This is a genomic window from Clostridioides sp. LIBA-6622 (assembly GCF_056716095.1).
The window spans coordinates 2,862,029-2,884,175 of record NZ_CP196998.1 but is presented as its reverse complement, the minus strand read 5'-3'; the positions used below and the strand labels follow the sequence as shown (position 1 = coordinate 2,884,175).

The window sequence follows — 22,147 nt, the reverse complement described above, 5'->3', positions numbered from 1 at the left end:
TGATATTTTTAGAAGGGTAGAGTGATACAATGAGAATTATAAATAAAATTTTCTGGCAAGAAGATAGGATTGGCATGATTACAAATCATTTAGAGGCGGATACACATAACCATTGGATGTTACAATTATTTATAGGAATAGAAGATAGCCTTGAAATAACAGTCAATGAAAAATTAGTTAAATGTAATTGTATTGTAGTAGATAAAAATATCCCTCACTCATTTTCGGCAAGAAAAAAAGTTTATTATTCTGCTCTCATTGAACCCACATCTATATATGCAGAACAACTTACTTCAAAAATGAATGATTTTGGCTATTGGATATGTGAAAAAGATGGATTAGAGAAATTGCGTCAACAAGCAATCTTTTTGATACATCAATCAAGTGAAGAACAATATTTAAAGTTTATGAAAATGCTTAACAACTATTTGGGCATCCCTGCAACTATCAAATGTTATGATGATAGAATTACCGAGTTACTTCACTTATTACATACTTGTAATTGTGATAATCATACAATTTCAAATTTTGCAAATAGAGTGGCACTATCATCAAGTAGATTATCACATCTGTTTAAAGAACAAATTGGGATACCTTTAAAAAGCTATATTTTACTTCATCAAATGGAATGTGCTTTTAGAGAATTGCTTTCTGGAAAAAATGTTACTGAAGCTTCTATGGTTGCTGGATTCGATACTCCATCACATTTTGCAGGTACAGTTAAGCGAATGATGGGAATGCCTGTTTCTTTATCTTTAAAAGATAGCGAGTTTTTGAAAGTATATTAAATATTCTCGTTATATAATGAAGTTGTACTAAGAAAGGGGATTTGTTATGAATAAAGAATACTTAGAAGAAACAAAGATGTTAAACTATAATGAACCACAACTTAAGGTTTTGGTATCATCAAAGAAGTGGCTGGAATTAGATGATTTTCATAAAATAAAATCTATTTATGAGTTTGTCCAAAATGATATTTTATTTGGATATAATGCTTCTGATATATTGAATGCAACACAGGTATTAAATGACGGTATGGGACAATGTAATACAAAAGCTACACTTCTAATGGCATTATTGCGTTCAGTAAATATCCCTTGTAGGCTTCATGCTTTTAATGTAACAAAAGATTTTCAACAAGGTGCTATATCTAAAATGGTTTCACTATTAGCACCAAAATATATTCTTCACACTTGGGTAGAGGTATTTTATCAAGACAAATGGATTGCTCTGGAGGGAGTCATAACTGACAAAAAATATTTAGAAGCAATTAAGAAGAAATTTATTAATCAAAGTGGGATATTCAAAAAGTATGCAATAGCTATAAATGATTTGAAAAATACATCTATTGATTGGGATGGTGAAGATACCTTTATTCAAAAAGAAGCTATCGTATACGATTATGGCACTTTTCCTTCACCAGATGTATTTTTCTCTACTCATTCACAACATTTGTCAAAATTAAAAAATTTCATATATGTGCATTTTATAAGAAAGATAATGACAAAAAATGTATGTAAGATTAGAAATAATTATTTTGTTAAAAATAACTGAGTGTTTAATGTAGATAGCTATATAGAAAATATATAGAATAATTAAAAATGTACTAGTTAAAATAAGCGAAAAGGAGTTATCACAGAGCAAACTTAAATTGTTCATGTGACAACTCCTTTTTTATTTTCTATTAATTTCTTTTTATTAACTTCTGGCAACTTGATGTTCTTTTATAAAACATATAGAGATAACTAAACCAATAAATGCAAGAGTTGCAGCTGTTGAAAATGCAACATCCATTCCATGTATGCTAGACAGAATAGCTGAACCCATATGAGCTTTTTTTGTAGCAGCTGTCATTATAGTAATAAGTACAGCAGAACCTATAGCACCAGATATTTGTCTAAGAGTACTATTTATTGCTGTAGCATGAGATATAAGTTCTCTGTCTAGAGTTTTAAGTCCCCATGTAGTTAATGGCATTAGAACTAGTGAAATACCAATCATACGTATACAATACATCAATGATACATGAATTAAAGATGTATCCTTACCTAAAAAAGCAAAAGACAAAGTTCCTAAAAACAAACAGCCAGTTCCCATTATTGATAAAGCTTGAGGTCCATATTTATCTAAATGACGACCTGCAACTGGATTTAATACAACCATCAGTATAGCACCTGGCATCATTAAAGAACCTGAAACTAGTGCAGAAAAACCTCTTACAGATTGTATATATAGAGGAATCATCAATGTAGCAGACATCATTGAAGCATATACAATCATGATTAATACTGTAGAAATTAAAAATGGTTTGTTTTTAAAAACTCTTAATTCTAAAAATGGTTCTTTAGATTTTAATTGACGTAATGCAAATAATATTAATGATATAATTCCTATAATTATTGGTGTATATGTGGCAATATTAGTCCATCCATAATTACCTTGATTAGTAAATCCAATCAACAAACCACCAAATCCTAGAGAAGATAATATTATTGAAGGTATATCTAATTTTAGTTTTTGAGCTTCTCCAACATTTTTTAATAGGATGAATGAGAGTATAACATCTAATATAGCAATAGGTGATAGAAATAAAAATAAACTATGCCAACCAAATGAATCTACCAGCCATCCAGATAAAGTTGGCCCTATTGCAGGAGCAAATCCTACTGTAATACCAACTAAACCCATAGCTGCACCACGTTTTTCTACAGGGCATAAATAAAGTATAATAACTTGTAATAGTGGCATTAAAGAACCAGAACCTACTGCTTGTAATACACGAGCAACTAACATAGTTGAAAAATTATTAGAAAAAAGTGCAATAACACATCCTAGAGAAAATATAGTCATTGATGTAATAAACAATTTTCTGGTACTAAACCTATTTATTAAGTAAGCTGTTGTGGGTACAATAATACCTGCAATTAGTAGATAAATTGTTGTTAACCACTGACCAACATCAGCAGTAATTTTAAAATCTGACATTATATTAGGTAATGCAGTTGATAATAATGTTTGACTAAGGGAGCTTATAAAAGCACCAGTCATTACGATTGCTATTATTAAATTTCCTTTTTTGTTATTACTTTGGGTTTCCATGGTTTATAACGTCTCCTTTTTTAATTGATTTTTAATACTGTTCAATAAAAGTACCTTTGGTCTCAAAATGTCTTCTTTTTCTAAATATGTAATCATTGCATCCATGATTAAAGAATCATATTGTTGATTTTTTTCCTCGATATATAGTTTTTGGGTTGCTTCTAGTAACTTGGGGTTTTCAAGGAGTGAAGTATCCGTTTTTATTAGTTCCTCTATATCTTGTATCGTTTTAAAAAATAGCGATTTATTATGAATGGAAAAGTAGGCTTCATCTTCTTGTTCATATAAAAACATTGATTTTTCAATTAAAGGATTTAGAGTATTAATATTTTCTACAACTAAATCTAAAATTTGTATAGTGAATTCAGCAATAAAGTATACATCTACTTCTCTTTTTTGTATATGAATAATATACGTAAACTGGTGAATCAGAGCATCTAACAAGAAAACTAAATCAAATATATTGTTTTCTATTTTATCCCCATAGTTGTCGAATAAACTAAGTTTGTATTCATTCAATAAGTTAGCTCGAGATTTTTTTTGTAATTTACTTGTAGTATTACGTTGCACTTCAGAAAAGTTTTCCCTTATATAGGTGTTTATAGTAGTTCTAGAAAAAATATTTTCCCACACAGCAATTATCTTTCTTCTTAATTTTTCAGATGATGGGATATCATTATTTTCATTAATAAAATGTATAATTTCTAAGAATTTTTCATCATAATAATTGATTATTTCACAGATGAAAATTTCTTTAGTTTCAAAATGTTTATAAAAAGTAGCTTTGGACATTTTACATTCTTTGACAATATCCAGTATTGAAGTATTTTGAAAACCTTTTTGGTCAAAAATTCTTTGTGCAATAGTTATAATGAGTCTTTGTTTGTCTGTCACTTTACTATCTCCTTTCGTATAAAAACATAAAGTACTAGATAGTACTTAAGAGTTTCTATAAATACATTATACACTATTTGGAAAAAAAATCAATATATGTACCATTAACCTGAGAATTTTGAAAAATTTGTTGTTGTTTTTCGTCATATATAGAAGAAATTAAGAATTTCGTAAGAATACTTTAATTATATTGCAATAAATTAGTGGTATGATTATACTAAGAAAGAAAATGTCTTGAAATTTTCTGTATCAAATACTAATTATGGAGGTGTAGTATATGAAAAAGAAAACTTGTATAGCCATGGTTTTTGCTCTATGTATAGTTTTTGTAGGGATGTTTATTGATAGTTCTAGTGCAGGAAAGAAAATCATAACATCTGAATTAAGTAAATACAGGAGAGGTGTAAATGTATTATCAATAAATAACATTATAGTAGCAAATAAGAAGTATAGCTTACCTAAAGACTATTCTCCACAAGAGAGTAGTGAAGCAAAAGATGCTTTTTATAAAATGAATAAAGAGGCTCAAAAGGCAGGATTAAATTTAAAAGCTTTTAGTACATATAGAAGTTATGAATATCAAGATAAATTATTTAAATCGTATGTAAAAGAACATGGAGAAAAGGAAGCAAATAGATTTTCAGCTAAACCTGGAGAAAGTGAACATCAAACTGGACTTGCTTTTGATATTGGAGGAAATGACCAATCTAGTTGGGCAAATGAAAAGTTTAATAATACAAAAGAGGCTAAGTGGTTGTATGAAAATGCATATAAGTATGGTTTTATACTTAGATATCCAAAAGGTAAAGAGAATATAACTGGATATATGTATGAATCTTGGCATTATAGATATGTTGGGACAGAACATAGCAAAAACTTTGCAATGAATAATTTGACTTTAGAAGAATACTTACATTTAAATTAAGTTATAGTTTGTTAAATTTAGGTTAAAATAAAAAATAAGCTAGACTATTAATTACATAAGGTGATATAATGTAAATACAATTTAAGATAACTACTCGAAGGGGAGTAGCTTACACGAAAGTGGTAATTAATCGTCAAGACAGTAGAAATACTCGGTTAATTAGCAAGGAATTCCTTGATAGCAAGACCTTCAAAATAAGCATTAAGTATGTTTGTTTTGGGGTCTTTTTTTATTCAAGGAATTTTTATTTAAAAAAATTTAAATTTCAAGTATACATAAGAGCCCCCAAACATAAAATAAATTTATTAAAGAGGAGGGCAACAAATGTCTTACAAAAGTACTTATCAAGAAGTAATTAGAAATTTAGACTCAAGCTTATCTGGTTTGAGCAAAGAAAGAGCAGAAGAGCTATTAGAAAAAAATGGAGCTAATGAATTAAAAGAAGCAGACAAAGTTCCTACTTATAAGCTTTTCTTAGAAAGTTTTAAAGACCCATTAGTAATAATTCTATTAATAGCTGCTTTAGTACAAATATTTTTAGGTGAAACTGTAGAGTCTATAATAATTTTTGCAGTTATTATTATAAATTCTGTTCTAGGTGTCGTACAAACAAAAAAAGCAGAGAGTTCATTAGAAAGCTTAAAAAATTTATCTGCACCAAACGCAAAAGTAATAAGAGACAATAAAAAAATGACAATTCCAGCAAAAAATTTAGTGGTTGGAGATATTGTATCCTTAGAAGCTGGCGATTACATACCAGCAGATGGAAGACTTATAGAAGCACAATCTCTGAAGGTTGTAGAAGGTATGTTAACTGGAGAATCAGAGCCAGTTTTAAAACATACAGAACAAATAAGTGAAGATGTAAGTTTAGGTGACCAGAAAAATATGGTGTTTAGTGGTGCCGTAGTTGTTTATGGCAGAGGTTCCTTTGTAGTAACTGGAACAGGTATGAATACTGAAATGGGTAAAATAGCTGGGCTTTTAGAAAGTGCTGAAAATAAACTTACACCATTACAGCAAAAAATAGAAGACTTCAGTAAAAAACTTGGTGTAGGCATTGTAATACTTGCTCTTTTAATATTTATAATTCAAGTTGCAAGAAATTACTTTATGGCTGGAAATGGCGAAATGACACAGATAATTCTCGATTCATTCATGTTCTCTGTAGCAGTGGCAGTAGCAGCTATACCAGAAGCTTTATCATCAATAGTAACTATTGTATTAGCTGTTGGAACAAACAGTATGGCAAAAAAACAAGCTATAATAAGAAAATTACCAGCAGTAGAAACTTTGGGTTCAACAAGTGTTATATGTACTGATAAAACTGGTACTCTTACACAAAATAAAATGACAGTTGTTGATTATTACATGTATGGAACTAATAATGATGAGTTAAATAAAGAAAAGGTAAACTATTCTTATCATGCTAAATTGTTGACTATGGTTTCTACATTGTGTAATGACTCTCATATAACTAGTGATGGTAAAGAAGTTGGTGACCCAACAGAAGTAGCATTAATAAATTATTCAAGTAAAAATGATTTAGATTATGATAGATTAAGAAGTAAATATATTAGAATAAATGAAATACCATTTGACTCAGATAGAAAGCTTATGTCTACTGTAAATAGCATATATGGAGACTATATAATGTTTACAAAAGGTGCTCCAGATATTGTATTTAGTAGATGTAAATATGCTTTAAAAAATGGTTCAAAAGTAGATATAACAGATGAAATAATAGAAGAATATAAGCATAAAAATGAGGAATTCTCAAATAGAGCGCTCAGAGTATTAGCTTTTGCAATAAAAGATGTTCCAGAAGACGGTTTTACACCTTCAATTGATGATGAGCATGATATGACATTGGTTGGAATAATGGCAATGATAGACCCACCAAGAGAAGAAGTGATGGATGCTGTAAAAGAAGCAAAGAGCGCTGGGATAAAAACTGTTATGATAACTGGTGACCATAAAACAACAGCAGCAGCAATTGCAAAAGAAATTGGTATAATGAAAGATGGAGACTTAGCTCTTACTGGAAAAGAGCTTGATGCTTTGAGTGAAGAAGAACTATATGAAAAATTAGAAAATATAAGTGTATATGCTAGAGTATCACCAGAAAATAAAATTCGTATAGTAAAAGCATGGCAACATAAAAACAATATAACTGCTATGACTGGTGATGGTGTAAATGATGCACCAGCATTGAAACAAGCGGATATAGGAATAGGTATGGGAAGTGGTACTGATGTAGCAAAAGATGCATCTGCCATGGTACTAGTCGATGATAACTTTGCAAGTATAGTAAATGCTGTTGAAGTTGGTAGAACAGTATATAGCAATATAATAAAAGCAATTACTTATTTATTTGCAGGAAACTTAGGAGCTATAGTGGCTATATTGTTTGCAGTATTTGCAGGTTGGTCGAATCCATTTACGGCTTTACAACTTTTATTTATAAACTTAGTAAATGACTCTTTACCAGCAATTGCATTGGGGTTTGAAAAATCAGAAAAAAATATAATGAATAAACCTCCTAGACATCCAGATGAAAGCATACTAGCAGGAGGAACATTGAAGGCAGTAGCGATAAGAGGTTGTATAATAGGTGTAGTTACAATTATTGCACAATATATAGGATTACAAGTATCTCCAGAACTTGGAGTAGCTATGGCATTCTCAACATTGATATTAGCTAGAATAATGCAGACATTACCTGCACGTTCTAATAATCAAACAGTAATAAAATTAGGTTTTTTCAGTAATAAGTATGTTATAGGAGCAGTTGTAATTTGTTTTGGACTGTACTCTTTAACACTAATACCAGTATTAAGAGGGATATTCTCTATACCAGAAGTATTTGGATTATATCAATTGGGAATTTGTTTAGGTCTAGCGTTGATTTCATCAATATTAATGGAGCTTAACAAATTAATTAGTAGAAGTACAGTAAAATAATTGAAAAATTAAAGGGGCGTATTGGTTTTAACAATATGCCCCTTATATAATTTACTCTATATTATCAATTATTTGGAATGCTTTTATAACTTCAGGAAGTTCTTTTTCTTCAGGCATTCTAAATCTTATAAAATTTTTATCAAGTCCAGTGAAGTCACTACCAGATATAACTCTTATTTTTAACTTTGCAAATTCTTGTTGTAAATCTATGTCTTTGTTTTTATGTTCAACTGTCATTATTGATACAGTATCATTAGTTTCAGCTATATTAAGGTTTTTCCAAGGAATTAATAATTGATTTTTTATAGCTTGTGTTTTTTCCTTTAATTCTTCTATAAATTGAACATCATCTAATAAATTGGCTGCAATACTACGAGATATTTCAGATACTTCGTAAGGAGTAGAAATCTTTTTAATAGGGTCAACAAGTTCTTTTGGAAGAACTGCATATCCTGCTCTTAGTCCTGCTAAACCAAAACCTTTTGAAAATGTTTTTAAGACAATTACATTATCGTAATTATTTAGAAGTTTTACAGCTGAATTTTCTTTTGGCATGTATTCACCATAAGCTTCATCTACCATAACTGCGATATTATATTTAGATGCTTCTTTTACTATATTTTCAATTGATGATAAAGGTATAATTTGTCCTGTAGGATTATTTGGATTGTCTATGTAAATTACTTTATATTCTGGATTTATTTTTTCAATAAATTCTTTTTCATTAAATTTGAAATTATCCTCTTTCTTTAAAAGAACATAATCATAAGTAGCACCATGCATTTTTATATCTGTCTCATATTCAGAGAATTGAGGTGAATATCCTAAAACCTTATCTCCTTTTTCAATAAACAGTCTATTTAAAAGGTAAATAACATGTATAGAACCATCTGCCAAACAGATTCTATCAATATCTAATGTTATAAAGTCTTTCCAATAATCAACTATATTGTCTTTTAAGGCAATTGAATGAGGGTACCCTCTTATCATATCAAATTCTAAAGCATTAAAAGCTTCTACAGCTTTATTTGAGTAAGAAACTGTATTTATACCTTCACCACAGTCTATCTCAAATACATCTTCTGAATGTCCAGATTCTATTGCATAACTTTTTTTCAACTGCATTTCAATAGCTTTGTTAATTTTTAATTTCATAGTTCATCACTCCTTATTTAGTCAATAATAAATGTTATAAAAGTCGCTAGATTTAAAATATTATGAAAATATATAATAGTAAAAAATGAATATAAATATTATAATAGCTTACTTTATTTAATATGATTATATATCATATATTGTAAAATTTCTAGCATTATAAGACTATAAATTGAAAATATTCAGAAAAATACTACAAGAAACGATTTATTTTTCTCTTAAAATAGGCTAAATGAATGTTATTAATTTTGTAAATTGAAATAGTTTAAGTATAAAGTTATGATATAATCTAATAAGGGTAATTCTTTAGATTATATTAAGGAAATAGAGGTATACAATAAAAAGTTATGGAGTTGGATTATGGGATATAAATTAATTGTAACAGATATGGATGGGACTTTATTAGGAAATAATCATAAAGTTACAGATGAAAATAAAACTGCACTACAAAAAGTTATAGATAGTGGTATTAATGTAACTTTAGCAACAGGAAGAGCCTTCGATTCAGCTAAATGCAATGTAGATTTTCTTAAAGAAGATATGCCAATAATAGCTTGTAATGGTTCATTGATAAGAGAGCAAAATGGAAATATAATATATTCAAATAAAATTGACACAACAACGTGTTTAAATATCTTGGATGTATTGGATAAATACGATATTTACTACCAGTGTAATAGTATAGATTCCATGCTTTCAAGAAAAATAGAGGGGCGTGAGGACAAGTTAAGTATATTTTTAGGTAATGAGACAGAAGTAATTGTAAAAGACGATTTAAGAGAAGAAATTTTAAAAAATGATATACTAAAATTTGTAATCATAGAAGAAAAAAATCCTTCTATTTTAGATGATATAAGAAAAGAATTGATAAAGGTTCAAGGAATAAAGATGACTTCTTCATGGCCAAACAACATTGAAGTTATGAATGAAGGTGTTGATAAAGGCAATGCAGTTAAGTTTTTAGCTGAAAAGATGAATATAGATAGAGAAGATATAATTGCATTTGGAGATAATTATAATGATATAGAGATGATAAAATTTGCTGGTCTTGGAATAGCTATGGGAAATGCAGAAGAATTAATTAAACAAGAAGCTGATTATGTTACAGATACCAATCAGGATAGTGGAGTTGCAAAGGCAATTTATAAATTCTTAGAGTTAAAAAAATCACTTAGCTGTTAAAAAAGGTATATACAGGAAAAAAGAGGTTGACTATTTTATTGATAGTAATTATAATACAAATAGATAAAACATAAAAAACTTAGATTCAGTGAAGAAGAGAGTAGATATAAAGAAAATCTCAGCGAGTTAGGAATGGTGCGAGCCTAATGATAACACTTTATATTGAAAAGAACTTTGGAGAATACTACTTGAAATTTAGTATGGTAGTAGGTAATCTCGCCTTAAGAGAATAGAGTGGGTAAACATTGTTTATCAACTAGAGTGGTAACACGGAATATTTCGTCTCTTGGTCTTTTTGACCAAGAGATTTTTTAATTTTAACTTAGATGTAAATATTATAATTAAAATAAAAAAATTTAAAATATGAGGTGAAAGGTATGAAATTATGGGGTGGACGCTTTAGAAAAGCGGAAAATCAACTTATGGAAGAATTTAATAAATCTTTTGGTTATGACTGTGTACTGTACAAAAAAGATATTGAAGGAAGTATAGCACATGTGCATATGCAAGTAAAATGTGGTCTTTTGACAGAGGAAGAAGGAAAGACTATAACAGAAGGATTACAAGGAATACTTGAAGATGTAGAAAATGGAAAGTTAGCATTAGATGGAGAATATGAAGATATACATAGTTTTACTGAGATAAATTTAATTCAAAGAATTGGTGATGTTGGTAAGAAACTTCATACAGCACGTAGTAGAAATGACCAAGTTGCAGTTGATATGAGATTGTATGCTAAAGAAAAGGCAAATGATTTAGTGGATTTAATATCTGGATTTAAAGCAACTATAAAAGATGTTGCTGATAAAAATCCATTTATGATGCCAGGTTATACTCATCTTCAAAGAGCACAGGTGGTAACATTTAAACATCACTTGATGGCTTATTATAGCATGTTTGATAGAGATGAGAAAAGAATAAAAAATGCTATAGAAATATTAGATGAATCACCTTTAGGTTGTGGAGCTTTGGCAGGAACTACACATGATATAGATAGAAATATAACTTGTGAACAATTAGGGTTTAAAAAAGTAGTAGATAATTTTATGGATGGAGTAAGTGATAGAGATTATTTATTAGAGTTAATGAGTGATTTTTCAATTATAATGATGCATTTAAGTAGATTAAGTGAAGAGTTGATACTTTGGAGCTCTCAAGAATTTGGATTTGTTGAGATAGATGATTTATATACTACAGGAAGTAGTATAATGCCTCAGAAGAAAAATCCTGATGGAGCAGAACTTATAAGAGGAAAGACTGGTAGAGTATATGGAAACCTGTTTGGTCTTTTTACTGTAATGAAGGGGATACCATTAGCATATAATAAAGACATGCAAGAAGATAAGGAAGGTTTTTTCGATAGTGTACATACTATTGAAATGTGTATACAGATAATGGATAGAATGATAGCTACATTAAAGGTAAATGAAGATAAAATGAAACAAGCAGTAAAGAATGGATTTTTAAATGCAACAGAAGTCGCTGACTATTTGGTTAAAAATAATGTGGCTTTTAGAGATGCACATGGAATAGTGGGAAGTATTGTTATATATTGTGAAGACAATAAAAAGGCAATTGAAGATTTAACATTAGAAGAATTACATAAGTTTTCAGATACATTCAAGGAAGATATTTATGACTTTATAGATTATGAGAGTATATTAAATAAAGGAATAAAAAAGAATTTAAGATAATATATTAAATTTCCAGAAGCTGTAAATTTGGGTGGTGGCATTCAAATTTACAGCTTTTTGTTGTATAAAAATTTATTGTATGTAAAATGTAGTAGGTTTAAAAGAAGTAATATTGGAAATAAATACAAATAAAAAAATATATTATTAAAATGATAATTAATATCAATAAGTATTGACAAATTTATTTCTAGATACTATTATATATAATATAAATAATAATGAAAATCAATATCAAATAAATGGGAGGAAATCTAATGAACTTATTAGTGATTGGTGGTCATGAAAGAATGGAAAAAGATTATATGGTTATGGCCAAGAAAAAAGGTTATAAGACAAAGGTGTATACTACTATGTCTTCTAAGTTAAATAATTCTATAGGAAAACCAGATGCAGTTGTTATACTCACATCAACAGTTTCACATAAGATGTCTAGAACGGTTGAGTCTCAAGCTAAAAAACAAGATATATTAATTGTAAGACATAAAAATAGTAGTAAGGTAGCATTTAATGAATGTCTAGATATGGTCGATGAATGTCTTGGAAATTGTTCAAAATGTAAACTTAATGATAAACAAAAACAGAAAAATACATAAACATAAATTAAAGGTACTGGCATAGTATTTTATATTTAATAATTTTGAGAGATTGTCTCAATAAATTAAATACATATTACTATAACAGTACCTATTTTATAAGAAGAAATAGATTTAAGTTTTTTTCTTATAATTATTATTTTTTCATATTTCTTTTGGATTTTATTCTATTATTTTTTTTATTTTTCTTCTTGATACTTAAAGCTATTATAAATAATACTAAAAGTATTAAAATTCCTGCAACAATCTTAACTAAAGTCATTAGAGTATCATTACTAGTTATAAATGGAATACTACTATCAAGATTATTTTTTGCAACTAGGTCTATACTATTTTCTAGCGTACCACCATTATATATATTTAAAGTACCAACCTTAGAACCTTTTTTTATAGGTAAATCAATTTTGTTTAGTTCTGTTTTAACATTATAGTTATCTTGAGATTCATTTTTTCCTAAAAATATCTTATAACTATTTTTGGGTTCATAAACTAATTCATGCTGTTTTGAAAATAATACTTTTTTACTATCAGCATATTTTTTCTTATCAACAATAGTAGCACACTTAAAGTTATCAAATCCATAATCAATCAAGATACGTGAGTCTAAATATAAATCGGCATTTGTTGAGTTAAAGACAGCAGAGATAACTCTTCTTTCATCTTTTACAGCACTAGATAAAAGGCATTTACCAGCAGCATCAGTAAATCCAGTTTTTATACCATCAACTATATCATATTTTATATCTATAGGCTGACCTTTATATGTAATCTTAGCATGTGATGTCAAAAACTTATTAGTGTTTACAAAATACCTTTCATAAGGGTATGCTTTTGTAGCTTCAAATTTAAGTGATTTAGTCTTTACAATTTGTCTAAAAATATCATTATGCATGGCTTCTCTAGCTATAAGAGCCATATCATGAGCTGTTGTATAATGATTAGGGTCTGGCAATCCATGAGGATTATTAAAGTGAGTATTATTAGCTCCAATTTTCTTTGCCTCAGAATTCATAAGGTCAACGAATTTTTGTACATCTCCACCACCTACATATCTAGCTAATACAAAAGCGGCATCATTCGCAGAATGAATTAAAAGAGCATTTAATAACTCTCTTACAGTAAAAGATTCTCCTTCTTTTAAATACATACTAGAACCATCTATTTGAGGTAGATTTTTAATCTCTATTACTTGATTTAAATCTTTAACCTTTTTTAGAACTAGGCAAGCTGTCCATGCTTTAGTTGTTGAAGCTGGATAAAGTTTGGAATCTCCATCTTTATTGTATAATATTTTTCCAGTTTCGTAGTCCATTAAAACTGCATGTTTGGCAACTATAGCTGGTTCATCATCTGCAAAAGAGATATTAGAACTTCCTAAAAATGAAGTGAATATCAATAAACAGATTAATAAAAGTGATAAATTTCTTTTCATTGTGAACCTCCAAATTTTAAATTCATCTTTTAGTATAGCATATATTTGTCAATAATTAAAAGAAAGGAGTGGTTAATATATGAAAAAAAAGGTAAAGATTATTTCATTTTTTGTTTTCTGTTTTTTAATATTATCTTCAGTAATCGTTTATAAATCAAATATTTTTAAAGATGATATTTATGTTGTAAGTAAAAAAAATTCAGCTAATGAAAAAAATCATAATCTAGATGATTCAATTAAAAATAAAGATAATAGTCAGAATAAAGTAGCTAAAGACATAGATAAAAGTGTTCAAAATAAAAAAATAACTATATACATAAGTGGAGCAGTAAATAGACCTGGAATCGTAACTATAGAGACAGATAAGAGGCTTTATGATGCTGTAGAATTATTGGGAGGAACAACAAGTGAAGCTGATTTAAATGGAGTTAATTTATCCATAAAGTTAGAAGACGAGCAACATTATATAATACCTAAAATAGGTGAGACAGTATCAGTATCAAGTAATAATGATTCCAATAAATCAAATCAAAACGACGAATTAAAAAGTGAATCTAAGAGCAAAGACAATAAAAATACATATAAAGAAGAAAAAACAAATATAAATGTAGCAACGATAGAAGAATTAGATTCTTTGCCTGGTATTGGAGAAGCCACTGCCAATAAAATTTTACAGTATAGAGAGGAAAATGGGCAGTTTAATTCAATTGAAGATATAAAAAATGTAAATGGTATTGGAGATAAAAAATATGAAAATGTAAAAGATTTAATTTGTGTAGACTAAAATATAATACAAAACTTACTTATAGATATGGTATTATAAATATGTATGTATATGTGTGTATATGTGGAAATTTAGTAAAGGAGACACTTTTATGAAAAAAGAACAAAAAAAACTTACAGAGATGACAACAGCAGGTGGTTGAGCCGCTAAAATAGGGCCAGAGGTTCTGGCATCAGTTTTATCTCAATTACCTAAAAATGATAATATAGAAAACCTACTAGTAGGATTAGATACAGCAGATGATGCAGCAGTTTACAAATTAAATGATGAGATGGCACTTATTCAAACATTGGACTTTTTTACACCAATGGTAGATGACCCATATGTATTTGGACAAATTGCCGCATCAAATTCGCTATCAGATGTATATGCTATGGGAGGCAAACCTTTGGTTGCAATGAATATTGTTTGTTTTCCATCATGCCATGATATGGATGTGCTTGCAGAAATATTAAAAGGTGGATTTGATAAAGTAAAAGAAAGTGGGGCACTTTTAGTTGGAGGACACACTGTAGATGACAAGGAACCTAAGTATGGTCTTTCAGTTTCTGGAATTGTAAATCCAGATAAAGTTTTGTCAAATGCTACTGCGAAACCTGGAGATAAGCTAATTATAACAAAACCAATTGGAGTAGGTGTATTAAATACTGCTATGAAAGAAGGCATGGTAGAACAACGCATAGCAGATAAAGTAATAGAAATAATGATACATTTAAATAAATATGCAGCAATGAGCTTTGATAAATTTGATGTAAATTCAGTTACAGATATAACAGGATTTGGTTTACTTGGTCATACCTTAGAAATGGCTAAAGCTTCTGAGGTAAGTATTGAAATTGAATCAAATCATGTACCAATTATTGAAGGTGCAATAGAAATGGCACAAATGGGAATTATACCTGCTGGTATGTACAAAAATATGCATTATGTATCTAAAGATGTGGAAGTTGTAGGAAATGTGGAAGTAGCAGTTCAAGATATTTTATACGACCCACAAACATCAGGAGGATTATTGATTTCTGTAAAAGAAGAACTTGCAGAAGAACTTGTGAGAGATATGAAATTAAATGGAGCAATAGAAGCAAAAATTATAGGTTCTGTGGTTCCAAAAGGGGAAAAATATATTACCGTTTTATAAAATATTATAGAGAAAGAGTGATTGTTTTGAGCAAAAGAGAATTATTTGCAATGTTGCCTTCAGTTGATGAAGTATTAAGTGATAATAGAATTGTAGGAATAATAAATGAATATCCAAGAAGCTTAGTTTTAGAATCTGTTAGAGAAGTAATAGATTTTAAAAGACAGTTTATATTAAGATTGAAAGAAGATGCATCAAATTCTGTAACAATAGAGTTTGATGAAATAATAGAATCTGCGATAGACAGAGTTAAATTAAATTATTCACTATCATTAAAAAAAGTTATAAATGCAACTGGTACAGTTGTTCACACAAACTTAGGAAGGTCTTTACTTAGTGAAGATATAAAAGATGAATTATGGTGCGCCGCTTCAAGATATTCAAACTTAGAATATGATTTGGATACTGGAGAAAGAGGTTCAAGATATTCTCACTTAACTAGCACAATAAAAAGACTTACTGGTGCAGAAGATGTACTAGTTGTAAATAATAATGCAGCAGCAGTACTTCTTGTACTTAGCACAATGGCTAAAGGAGGAGAAGCAATTGTATCTCGTGGAGAATTAGTTGAGGTAGGTGGTTCATTTAGAATTCCAAGTATAATGGCTCTTAGTGGTGCAGAGCTTGTTGAAGTTGGTTCAACTAATAAAACTCATTTAAAAGATTATAAAGAGGCTATTACAGAGGATACAAATGTATTAATGAAAGTTCATACAAGCAACTATAGGATTATGGGATTCACAGAGAGTGTTTCTATAGAAGAGTTAGTTAACTTAGGTAAAAAATATAAATTACCTGTAATAGAAGACCTAGGAAGTGGAGTGTTTATAGACTTATCAAAATATGGATTGTCTTATGAACCAACTGTATTAGATTCTATACGACAAGGTGCAGATGTAGTAACTTTTAGTGGAGATAAGATGCTTGGAGGGCCACAAGCAGGAATTATAGTTGGTAAAAAAGAGTATATAGAAAAAATGAAGAAAAATCAGTTTACTAGAGCCCTTAGAGTTGACAAACTTACAATATGTGCTCTTGAAGCAACATTGAGAATGTACTTAGATGAGACAAAGGCTGTGGAGAGTATACCTACTCTAAAAATGTTGACATATAAAATAGAAGAATTGGAAGCAAAAGCAAACAATCTATTTGAAAAAATAACTGCATTAAATTTAAATGCAACTATAAATATAGAAGATGGATTTTCACAAGTAGGAGGAGGGTCTATGCCTCTTGAAACTATAAGTACAAAGGTAGTAACAATAACTCCTGAACATATGAATGTGTCAGCTTTAGAAAAGAAGTTAAGACTTAGTGAAGCTCATATAATAGCTAGAGTATATGATAATAAATATGTACTAGATGTAAGGACTATATTTGATGATGAGTTTGATGTAATAGTTGAAGAATTGAGAAAAGCCTTTAATTAAATAAATTTGAGGTAATATTGATATTAAATTTAATTTGTAATTAGAAGTATTGAAGTTTTGATAGGGGGCAAAAAATGAAAAATGTAGTAATTGGAACGGCAGGTCATATTGACCATGGAAAAACAACTCTTATAAAAGCATTGACTGGAAGAGAAACTGATACATTGGATGAAGAAAAAAAGAGAGGTATTTCAATAAATCTAGGATTTACTTATTTTGATTTACCAAATAAGAAAAGAGCTGGTATTGTAGATGTGCCAGGACATGAGAAGTTTATAAAAAACATGTTAGCTGGAGCATCAGGCCTTGATATAGTATTACTTGTTGTAGCAGCAGACGAAGGCGTTATGCCACAAACAGTTGAGCATTTAGATATTTTAAGCTTTTTAAATATAAAAAATGGAATAGTGGTTTTAACTAAATGTGATACTGTAGACGAAGAATTTAGAGAGTTGGTAAAAGAAGATATTTGTGAAAAAATAAAAGGAACTTTTCTTGAAAACGCAGAAATAATTGAAGTTGATTCTGTATCTAAAAAAGGTATAGATACCCTTATTAAAAAAATAGATAAGATGAGTGATGATATAGAAGATAAAAATGAAAATTCTCCATCAAGACTTAATATAGACAGAGTATTTTCAATAAAAGGATTTGGTACTGTAATAACAGGAACTTTAATAGAAGGAAAGATAAGTATAGAAGATGATTTGGTTATATATCCACAAGTATTAAAAACAAAGATAAGAAGTATACAAGTTCATGGAGAAAATAAAGATACAGCTTATGCAGGGCAAAGAACAGCAATCAATATATCAAATGTAAAAGTCGAAGATATAAAAAGAGGAGATGTTTTGGCTGCACCAAATTCATTAGAAGAATCAATGATGCTAGATGTGAAATTATCACTAGTAAATCATTTAGACAAAGGGTTAAAACATTGGGATAGATTAAGACTGTATCATGGTACTAGAGAAATACTTTGTAGAGCAGTACCATTAGACAAAGAGTTAATTGAAAGTGGAGAGAGTGGTTATGTTCAGTTAAGACTTGAAGAAAGTATAGTATCTAAAAAAGGTGATACCTTTGTAGTTAGACGTTATTCTCCAATGGAAACTATTGGTGGAGGTGTAATAATCGACCCATCTCCTAAAAAACATAAGAGATTTGATGAAAAAGTTATAGAAGCATTAAAAATAAAAGAAAAAGGCGAGCTTAAAGATATAATAGAAGAATATTTAAAAAGGAATCTAAAAAATTATCCAAATATAAAAGAAATAATGAGTTATAGTGGTGCCCACGAAGAGCAGGTAAAAAAATCTCTTGAAACACTTATATCAGAAAACAGAGTATTTATTATAGGTAATATGTATATGCATATAAATCAATATAATAAATTAAAAGAAAATATAGTAAACCTTTTAAATGAATACCATAAGAAATATAGATTGAGAAAAGGAATATTAAAAGAAGAAGTAAGGTCTAAAATAGAAAGTAATTTCAAGACTAGAGAAATGGATATTTTATTAGAAAGATTATCTACAGAAAATATCATAAAAATAGAAAATAATATAGTATCTCTATTTGATTTTGAGGTCGTTTTAAATGACAAACAAAAAGAAATAGCAAAAAAGATAGAAAAAAGATTGAAATCATGTGGAGTTTCTTCGATATTGACGATAGATGAAGTTTCTGAAGGAAATAATAACTATGCTGAAGTGTTAGAGTCAATGATAGGTAATAAGGTAGAGAAATTAGATGATTTGTATATAATGGACAAAGGTATTTATGAAAATGTAAAGAATACTTTGATAAATTATATAAAAGAAAATAAAGAAATAACACTAGGGGAATACAGAGATTTGATTGATTCTAGTAGAAAAAATTGTATGATTATACTGGAAAACTTCGATAGAAACAAGATAACTAAGAGGGTAGAAAACAAAAGAATTTTGTTTTAGCGGAAAATGTCTGTTTTTGCTTTGAGGTATAAAGAAGGAATTATAATGTCGAGTATCGTATAAATTAATTAGTATAAAATATTAATTAAGAGGAAGTGTAAAGTATTGAAGAATATAATACCTGATGTAAATCCAGATATAAAAGAAAGAGAAGACATGAGCCTTTTATTTATAATAATGGGCTCAGTACTTTTATTATTTATTATAAAAGATATAGATAAATATGAAACTTTATTACATGCAATATATGCTACATTTTTAATAGCTACAGGAATGATTATATTTAATACTACTAAGTTTAAAGTAGATTCATTTTCTACCTTTTTAGGATTAATTTTTACAGCTACTGGAGCATTGGAGTGTGTGTATTTATTTAACTGCTTAGGAATTAGAACAGATTCTATAATTGATACTAATATCACGATATCAGCAATAACCGATTTATTTCCTATACTTGGTGTATACTTAAGTTTCAAATTTGTTAAGGATAATAAACAAATTAACTCAAGTGTAGTTTTATTCATAGCAAGTGTGACTTTGACTGTAGCATCTTTATTCATGATATCTAAAATGTTTGATTCTCTAGGAAATGATAGATTACAATATGCTTTAGGAGTTATAACATCTGTGTTCATGATAATTACTTCTATTGTAAGTGGAATTGAATTAAATTCAAGTTCAAATGAGAGTAAATGGGAATACAATGAAAAAAAGTTTTTTAATAGAATAATAATAATAATAATATTATCAAGGGCTCCAAATTTATTGCATATAGTGATTGCTGATAGACATGTAGAGGGAATATTATCACAGATAATAATAAATGTAGCCTTATATTATTTGTATAATTATATAGTATCTAAGAATATTAAGAAAACAGCATTAGAATTACATGATACTAATGAAGAGCTAACAATAAAAACAGAAAGTTTAAAAGAAAAAAATAAAAAACTAATCTATGAAACAGAAAAGATAGAGGAACTTAAAGGGATACTTATAAAAAGAGAATCTAGACTACAATCTACTTTGGATGTTGCAGTAAATAGCATAGTGGTGTTTAGTAAAGATGGAGAAATTACATATGCAAACAAGAGTTTTAGAAATATTTTTGGAGATTATAAAGAACAGGATAAATTAGGCGATAAAATAAAAAATTTCCAAGATTTAATAGAGAGCATTCATTCTGTATTTGCCAATGAAAAGAACGAGGAGAGGTTTATTAATACAAGTGATAATAAGGTCTATCAAGCTATATTTGCTCCTTTAGTCATTGCTTCACAAATAGAAGGTGTATTATGTGTATTGAAAGATAAAACTAAGAAAAAGGAATATGAACGTAAACTTATTGAAGCGAATAAGAGAAGCAGAGACTTTTTAGAAAGTGTTGGAGATGGTATAGTAGTACTTGAAGGTAGTAATAAAATATATGTGAATAATGCATGTAGGGAAATTTTTAAAAATAACTTGGAAAGTATTGATTTTTCTTCAATATGTAAAGGCAAAGAAAGTATAGAAAAAAGATATTTAATAAATGGTGAAGTAAAGTATGTTGAAATGAGTTTTTCTCAGTATACTAATGCAGGAACAGATAAAACAATTATTGTGATACGTGATACAACTTCTCGAAAAATATCTCAAATAAAACTTGAAGAAAGTCAATCATCTTATTCAAGATTTATAGATATATTACCTGATGGGATATGTTTACTAAAAGATGATTTGAGCGTAAACTATGCAAATAAGTCATTTTTAGATATGCTAGCTTTTACAAATATAGATGATATAAAAGATTCTAATATTAGGTTATTGATGAATGCAAATACTGAAGAAAAAATGAAATTTACTGATAATATGGCTAAGGTTTTAAATGAGAATAGGAGTATATTTTTATTAGAGTATGAGTTAATAAATAGCTATGATGATATAGTAGAAGTGGAATTAAGTGCATTACCTTTTGCTATATATAATACTAGATACATAATGCTTATTGTAAAAGACTTAGCACATAAAAAATATTCAGAGCAAGCAGAAAAAGAACTACTTGAAAGATTTAAAACAGATAAAATAAAAACTGAGTTTTTCGCAAATATGTCTCATGAGTTAAAAACTCCACTGAATGTTATATCAAGTTCAAATCAATTAGTAGACTCTTTCTATAGAAGTGAGAAGATAAAAGATTACAACAATAATATTAAATCCCATGTAGATTTAGTGAGACAAAGTTCTTATAGACTTCAAAGATTAATAAATAATATTATAGATTTAACAAAGATGGAGTCTGGATTCTATACATTAAAACTTGCAAAATACAATATTGTATCTGTAATAGAAGACTTATTTATGAATATAGAAGAATATACAAGTAGAAAAGACATAAAAATTCTATTCGATACAGAACTTGAAGAAATTAATGTATATATAGATAAGGTTGAAATTGAGAGAATTATACTGAATCTATTGTCAAACTGTATTAAGTTTACTGACAATGGAGGATGGATATATGTAAATATTTATTATAAAATAGATAAGGTAATTATAAGTGTAAAAGATACTGGAGTTGGAATACCTCAAGACAAACTAGAATTGATTTTTGAAGAGTTTTCACAAGTTGATAAGACCTTATCTAGAAATACTGAAGGAAGTGGAATAGGACTTGCTATAGTTAAGAATCTAGTAAGTCTTCATGGTGGTGATATAGAAGTAATAAGTGAAGTGAACAAAGGGACAGAATTCTTGATTTCACTTCCAATGAAGAGCTTTAATAGTGAACATTATACAGAAGATAAGAGAATATATAATATTCAAGAAAAGATAAAAATAGAATTTTCTGATATCTATTATTAAAGACTCTTATAGGTAAAACCTAAATCAAAATACTATATGTTTTAGTAAGTATTTT

At 28.5% G+C, this 22,147-nt stretch carries 16 protein-coding genes and 1 other annotated feature; of the genes, 12 read left to right on the top strand and 4 right to left on the bottom strand.

From position 1 onward, the window contains the following. Positions 1–29 precede the first annotated feature (29 nt). Together ACTG47_RS13775 and ACTG47_RS13770 are read left to right on the top strand one after the other, a co-directional pair. The gene (locus tag ACTG47_RS13775) at positions 30–788 is read left to right on the top strand and encodes a helix-turn-helix domain-containing protein (RefSeq protein WP_479924976.1); all 759 of its coding nucleotides are present in this window, start codon (positions 30–32) and stop codon (positions 786–788) included. A 46-nt stretch (positions 789–834) separates the two neighbouring features. Next, a complete protein-coding gene (locus ACTG47_RS13770; protein ID WP_479924975.1) occupies positions 835–1,554 on the top strand; it encodes a transglutaminase-like domain-containing protein in 720 nt (239 codons plus the stop codon). 144 nt (positions 1,555–1,698) lie between these two features. On the opposite strand, the gene ACTG47_RS13765 is transcribed toward ACTG47_RS13770, so the two are convergent. Together ACTG47_RS13765 and ACTG47_RS13760 are read right to left on the bottom strand one after the other, a co-directional pair. Then, positions 1,699–3,099, bottom strand: a complete 1,401-nt coding sequence (locus ACTG47_RS13765) for an MDR family MFS transporter (RefSeq protein ID WP_479924974.1) — start codon at positions 3,097–3,099, stop codon at positions 1,699–1,701. Between the two features lie 3 nt (positions 3,100–3,102). Further along, positions 3,103–3,993 carry a TetR/AcrR family transcriptional regulator gene (locus tag ACTG47_RS13760; protein WP_479924973.1) on the bottom strand — a complete coding sequence of 297 codons (891 nt, stop codon included), beginning with the start codon at positions 3,991–3,993 and terminating at the stop codon, positions 3,103–3,105. 277 nt (positions 3,994–4,270) lie between these two features. Between ACTG47_RS13760 and ACTG47_RS13755 the strand changes: the two genes are divergently transcribed. Next, positions 4,271–4,918 carry a M15 family metallopeptidase gene (locus tag ACTG47_RS13755; RefSeq protein ID WP_479924972.1) on the top strand — a complete coding sequence of 216 codons (648 nt, stop codon included), beginning with the start codon at positions 4,271–4,273 and terminating at the stop codon, positions 4,916–4,918. 324 nt (positions 4,919–5,242) lie between these two features. Then, positions 5,243–7,882 (top strand): cation-translocating P-type ATPase, encoded by a 2,640-nt coding sequence (locus tag ACTG47_RS13750; protein ID WP_479924971.1) that lies wholly within the window; start codon positions 5,243–5,245, stop codon positions 7,880–7,882. Between the two features lie 51 nt (positions 7,883–7,933). Here the strand turns inward: ACTG47_RS13750 and ACTG47_RS13745 are convergent, their stop codons facing one another. Continuing rightward, complete coding sequence (locus tag ACTG47_RS13745; protein ID WP_054277220.1) at positions 7,934–9,037, bottom strand: pyridoxal phosphate-dependent aminotransferase; 1,104 nt, start codon at positions 9,035–9,037, stop codon at positions 7,934–7,936. Positions 9,038–9,397: 360 nt separating this feature from the next. On the opposite strand from ACTG47_RS13745, the gene ACTG47_RS13740 reads away from it, so the two are divergent. From ACTG47_RS13740 to ACTG47_RS13730, 3 genes are all read left to right on the top strand, one after another. After that, a complete protein-coding gene (locus ACTG47_RS13740) occupies positions 9,398–10,219 on the top strand; it encodes a Cof-type HAD-IIB family hydrolase (protein ID WP_169467843.1) in 822 nt (273 codons plus the stop codon). A 79-nt stretch (positions 10,220–10,298) separates the two neighbouring features. Then, positions 10,299–10,509 (top strand) — a binding site (T-box leader). 87 nt (positions 10,510–10,596) lie between these two features. Next, positions 10,597–11,913, top strand: coding sequence for an argininosuccinate lyase (gene argH, locus ACTG47_RS13735; RefSeq protein WP_479924970.1), 1,317 nt, complete (start codon positions 10,597–10,599; stop codon positions 11,911–11,913). Positions 11,914–12,167: 254 nt separating this feature from the next. Beyond that, a complete protein-coding gene (locus ACTG47_RS13730; protein ID WP_021385441.1) occupies positions 12,168–12,506 on the top strand; it encodes a DUF2325 domain-containing protein in 339 nt (112 codons plus the stop codon). Positions 12,507–12,642: 136 nt separating this feature from the next. Here ACTG47_RS13730 and ACTG47_RS13725 read toward each other — a convergent pair whose 3' ends face one another. Next, positions 12,643–13,938: a D-alanyl-D-alanine carboxypeptidase family protein gene (locus ACTG47_RS13725; protein ID WP_479924969.1), complete on the bottom strand. Its 1,296-nt coding sequence runs from the start codon at positions 13,936–13,938 to the stop codon at positions 12,643–12,645. A gap of 79 nt (positions 13,939–14,017) precedes the next feature. Between ACTG47_RS13725 and ACTG47_RS13720 the strand changes: the two genes are divergently transcribed. From ACTG47_RS13720 to ACTG47_RS13700, 5 genes are all read left to right on the top strand, one after another. Beyond that, positions 14,018–14,722, top strand: a complete 705-nt coding sequence (locus ACTG47_RS13720; RefSeq protein WP_479924968.1) for a DUF655 domain-containing protein — start codon at positions 14,018–14,020, stop codon at positions 14,720–14,722. 91 nt (positions 14,723–14,813) lie between these two features. After that, entirely contained in the window at positions 14,814–15,860 is a 1,047-nt protein-coding gene (gene selD, locus ACTG47_RS13715) for a selenide, water dikinase SelD (protein WP_479924967.1), read from the top strand. A gap of 50 nt (positions 15,861–15,910) precedes the next feature. Continuing rightward, positions 15,911–17,290 carry an L-seryl-tRNA(Sec) selenium transferase gene (gene selA / locus ACTG47_RS13710; protein WP_479927088.1) on the top strand — a complete coding sequence of 460 codons (1,380 nt, stop codon included), beginning with the start codon at positions 15,911–15,913 and terminating at the stop codon, positions 17,288–17,290. A gap of 74 nt (positions 17,291–17,364) precedes the next feature. Further along, positions 17,365–19,248, top strand: a complete 1,884-nt coding sequence (selB, locus tag ACTG47_RS13705) for a selenocysteine-specific translation elongation factor (RefSeq protein ID WP_479924966.1) — start codon at positions 17,365–17,367, stop codon at positions 19,246–19,248. 105 nt (positions 19,249–19,353) lie between these two features. Continuing rightward, positions 19,354–22,092 carry a sensor histidine kinase gene (locus ACTG47_RS13700; RefSeq protein WP_479924965.1) on the top strand — a complete coding sequence of 913 codons (2,739 nt, stop codon included), beginning with the start codon at positions 19,354–19,356 and terminating at the stop codon, positions 22,090–22,092. Positions 22,093–22,147: the final 55 nt, after the last annotated feature.

What these genes read in the sequence shown, in the direction of transcription:
- ACTG47_RS13725 (WP_479924969.1), bottom strand. Translation starts at nt 13,938, where the DNA reads ATGAAAAGAAATTTATCACTTTTATTAATCTGTTTATTGATATTCACT.
- ACTG47_RS13755 (WP_479924972.1), top strand. Translation starts at nt 4,271, where the DNA reads ATGAAAAAGAAAACTTGTATAGCCATGGTTTTTGCTCTATGTATAGTT.
- ACTG47_RS13775 (WP_479924976.1), top strand. Translation starts at nt 30, where the DNA reads ATGAGAATTATAAATAAAATTTTCTGGCAAGAAGATAGGATTGGCATG.
- ACTG47_RS13720 (WP_479924968.1), top strand. Translation starts at nt 14,018, where the DNA reads ATGAAAAAAAAGGTAAAGATTATTTCATTTTTTGTTTTCTGTTTTTTA.
- selB (WP_479924966.1), top strand. Translation starts at nt 17,365, where the DNA reads ATGAAAAATGTAGTAATTGGAACGGCAGGTCATATTGACCATGGAAAA.
- ACTG47_RS13765 (WP_479924974.1), bottom strand. Translation starts at nt 3,099, where the DNA reads ATGGAAACCCAAAGTAATAACAAAAAAGGAAATTTAATAATAGCAATC.
- ACTG47_RS13730 (WP_021385441.1), top strand. Translation starts at nt 12,168, where the DNA reads ATGAACTTATTAGTGATTGGTGGTCATGAAAGAATGGAAAAAGATTAT.
- ACTG47_RS13740 (WP_169467843.1), top strand. Translation starts at nt 9,398, where the DNA reads ATGGGATATAAATTAATTGTAACAGATATGGATGGGACTTTATTAGGA.
- ACTG47_RS13745 (WP_054277220.1), bottom strand. Translation starts at nt 9,037, where the DNA reads ATGAAATTAAAAATTAACAAAGCTATTGAAATGCAGTTGAAAAAAAGT.
- selA (WP_479927088.1), top strand. Translation starts at nt 15,911, where the DNA reads ATGTTGCCTTCAGTTGATGAAGTATTAAGTGATAATAGAATTGTAGGA.
- argH (WP_479924970.1), top strand. Translation starts at nt 10,597, where the DNA reads ATGAAATTATGGGGTGGACGCTTTAGAAAAGCGGAAAATCAACTTATG.
- ACTG47_RS13750 (WP_479924971.1), top strand. Translation starts at nt 5,243, where the DNA reads ATGTCTTACAAAAGTACTTATCAAGAAGTAATTAGAAATTTAGACTCA.
- ACTG47_RS13770 (WP_479924975.1), top strand. Translation starts at nt 835, where the DNA reads ATGAATAAAGAATACTTAGAAGAAACAAAGATGTTAAACTATAATGAA.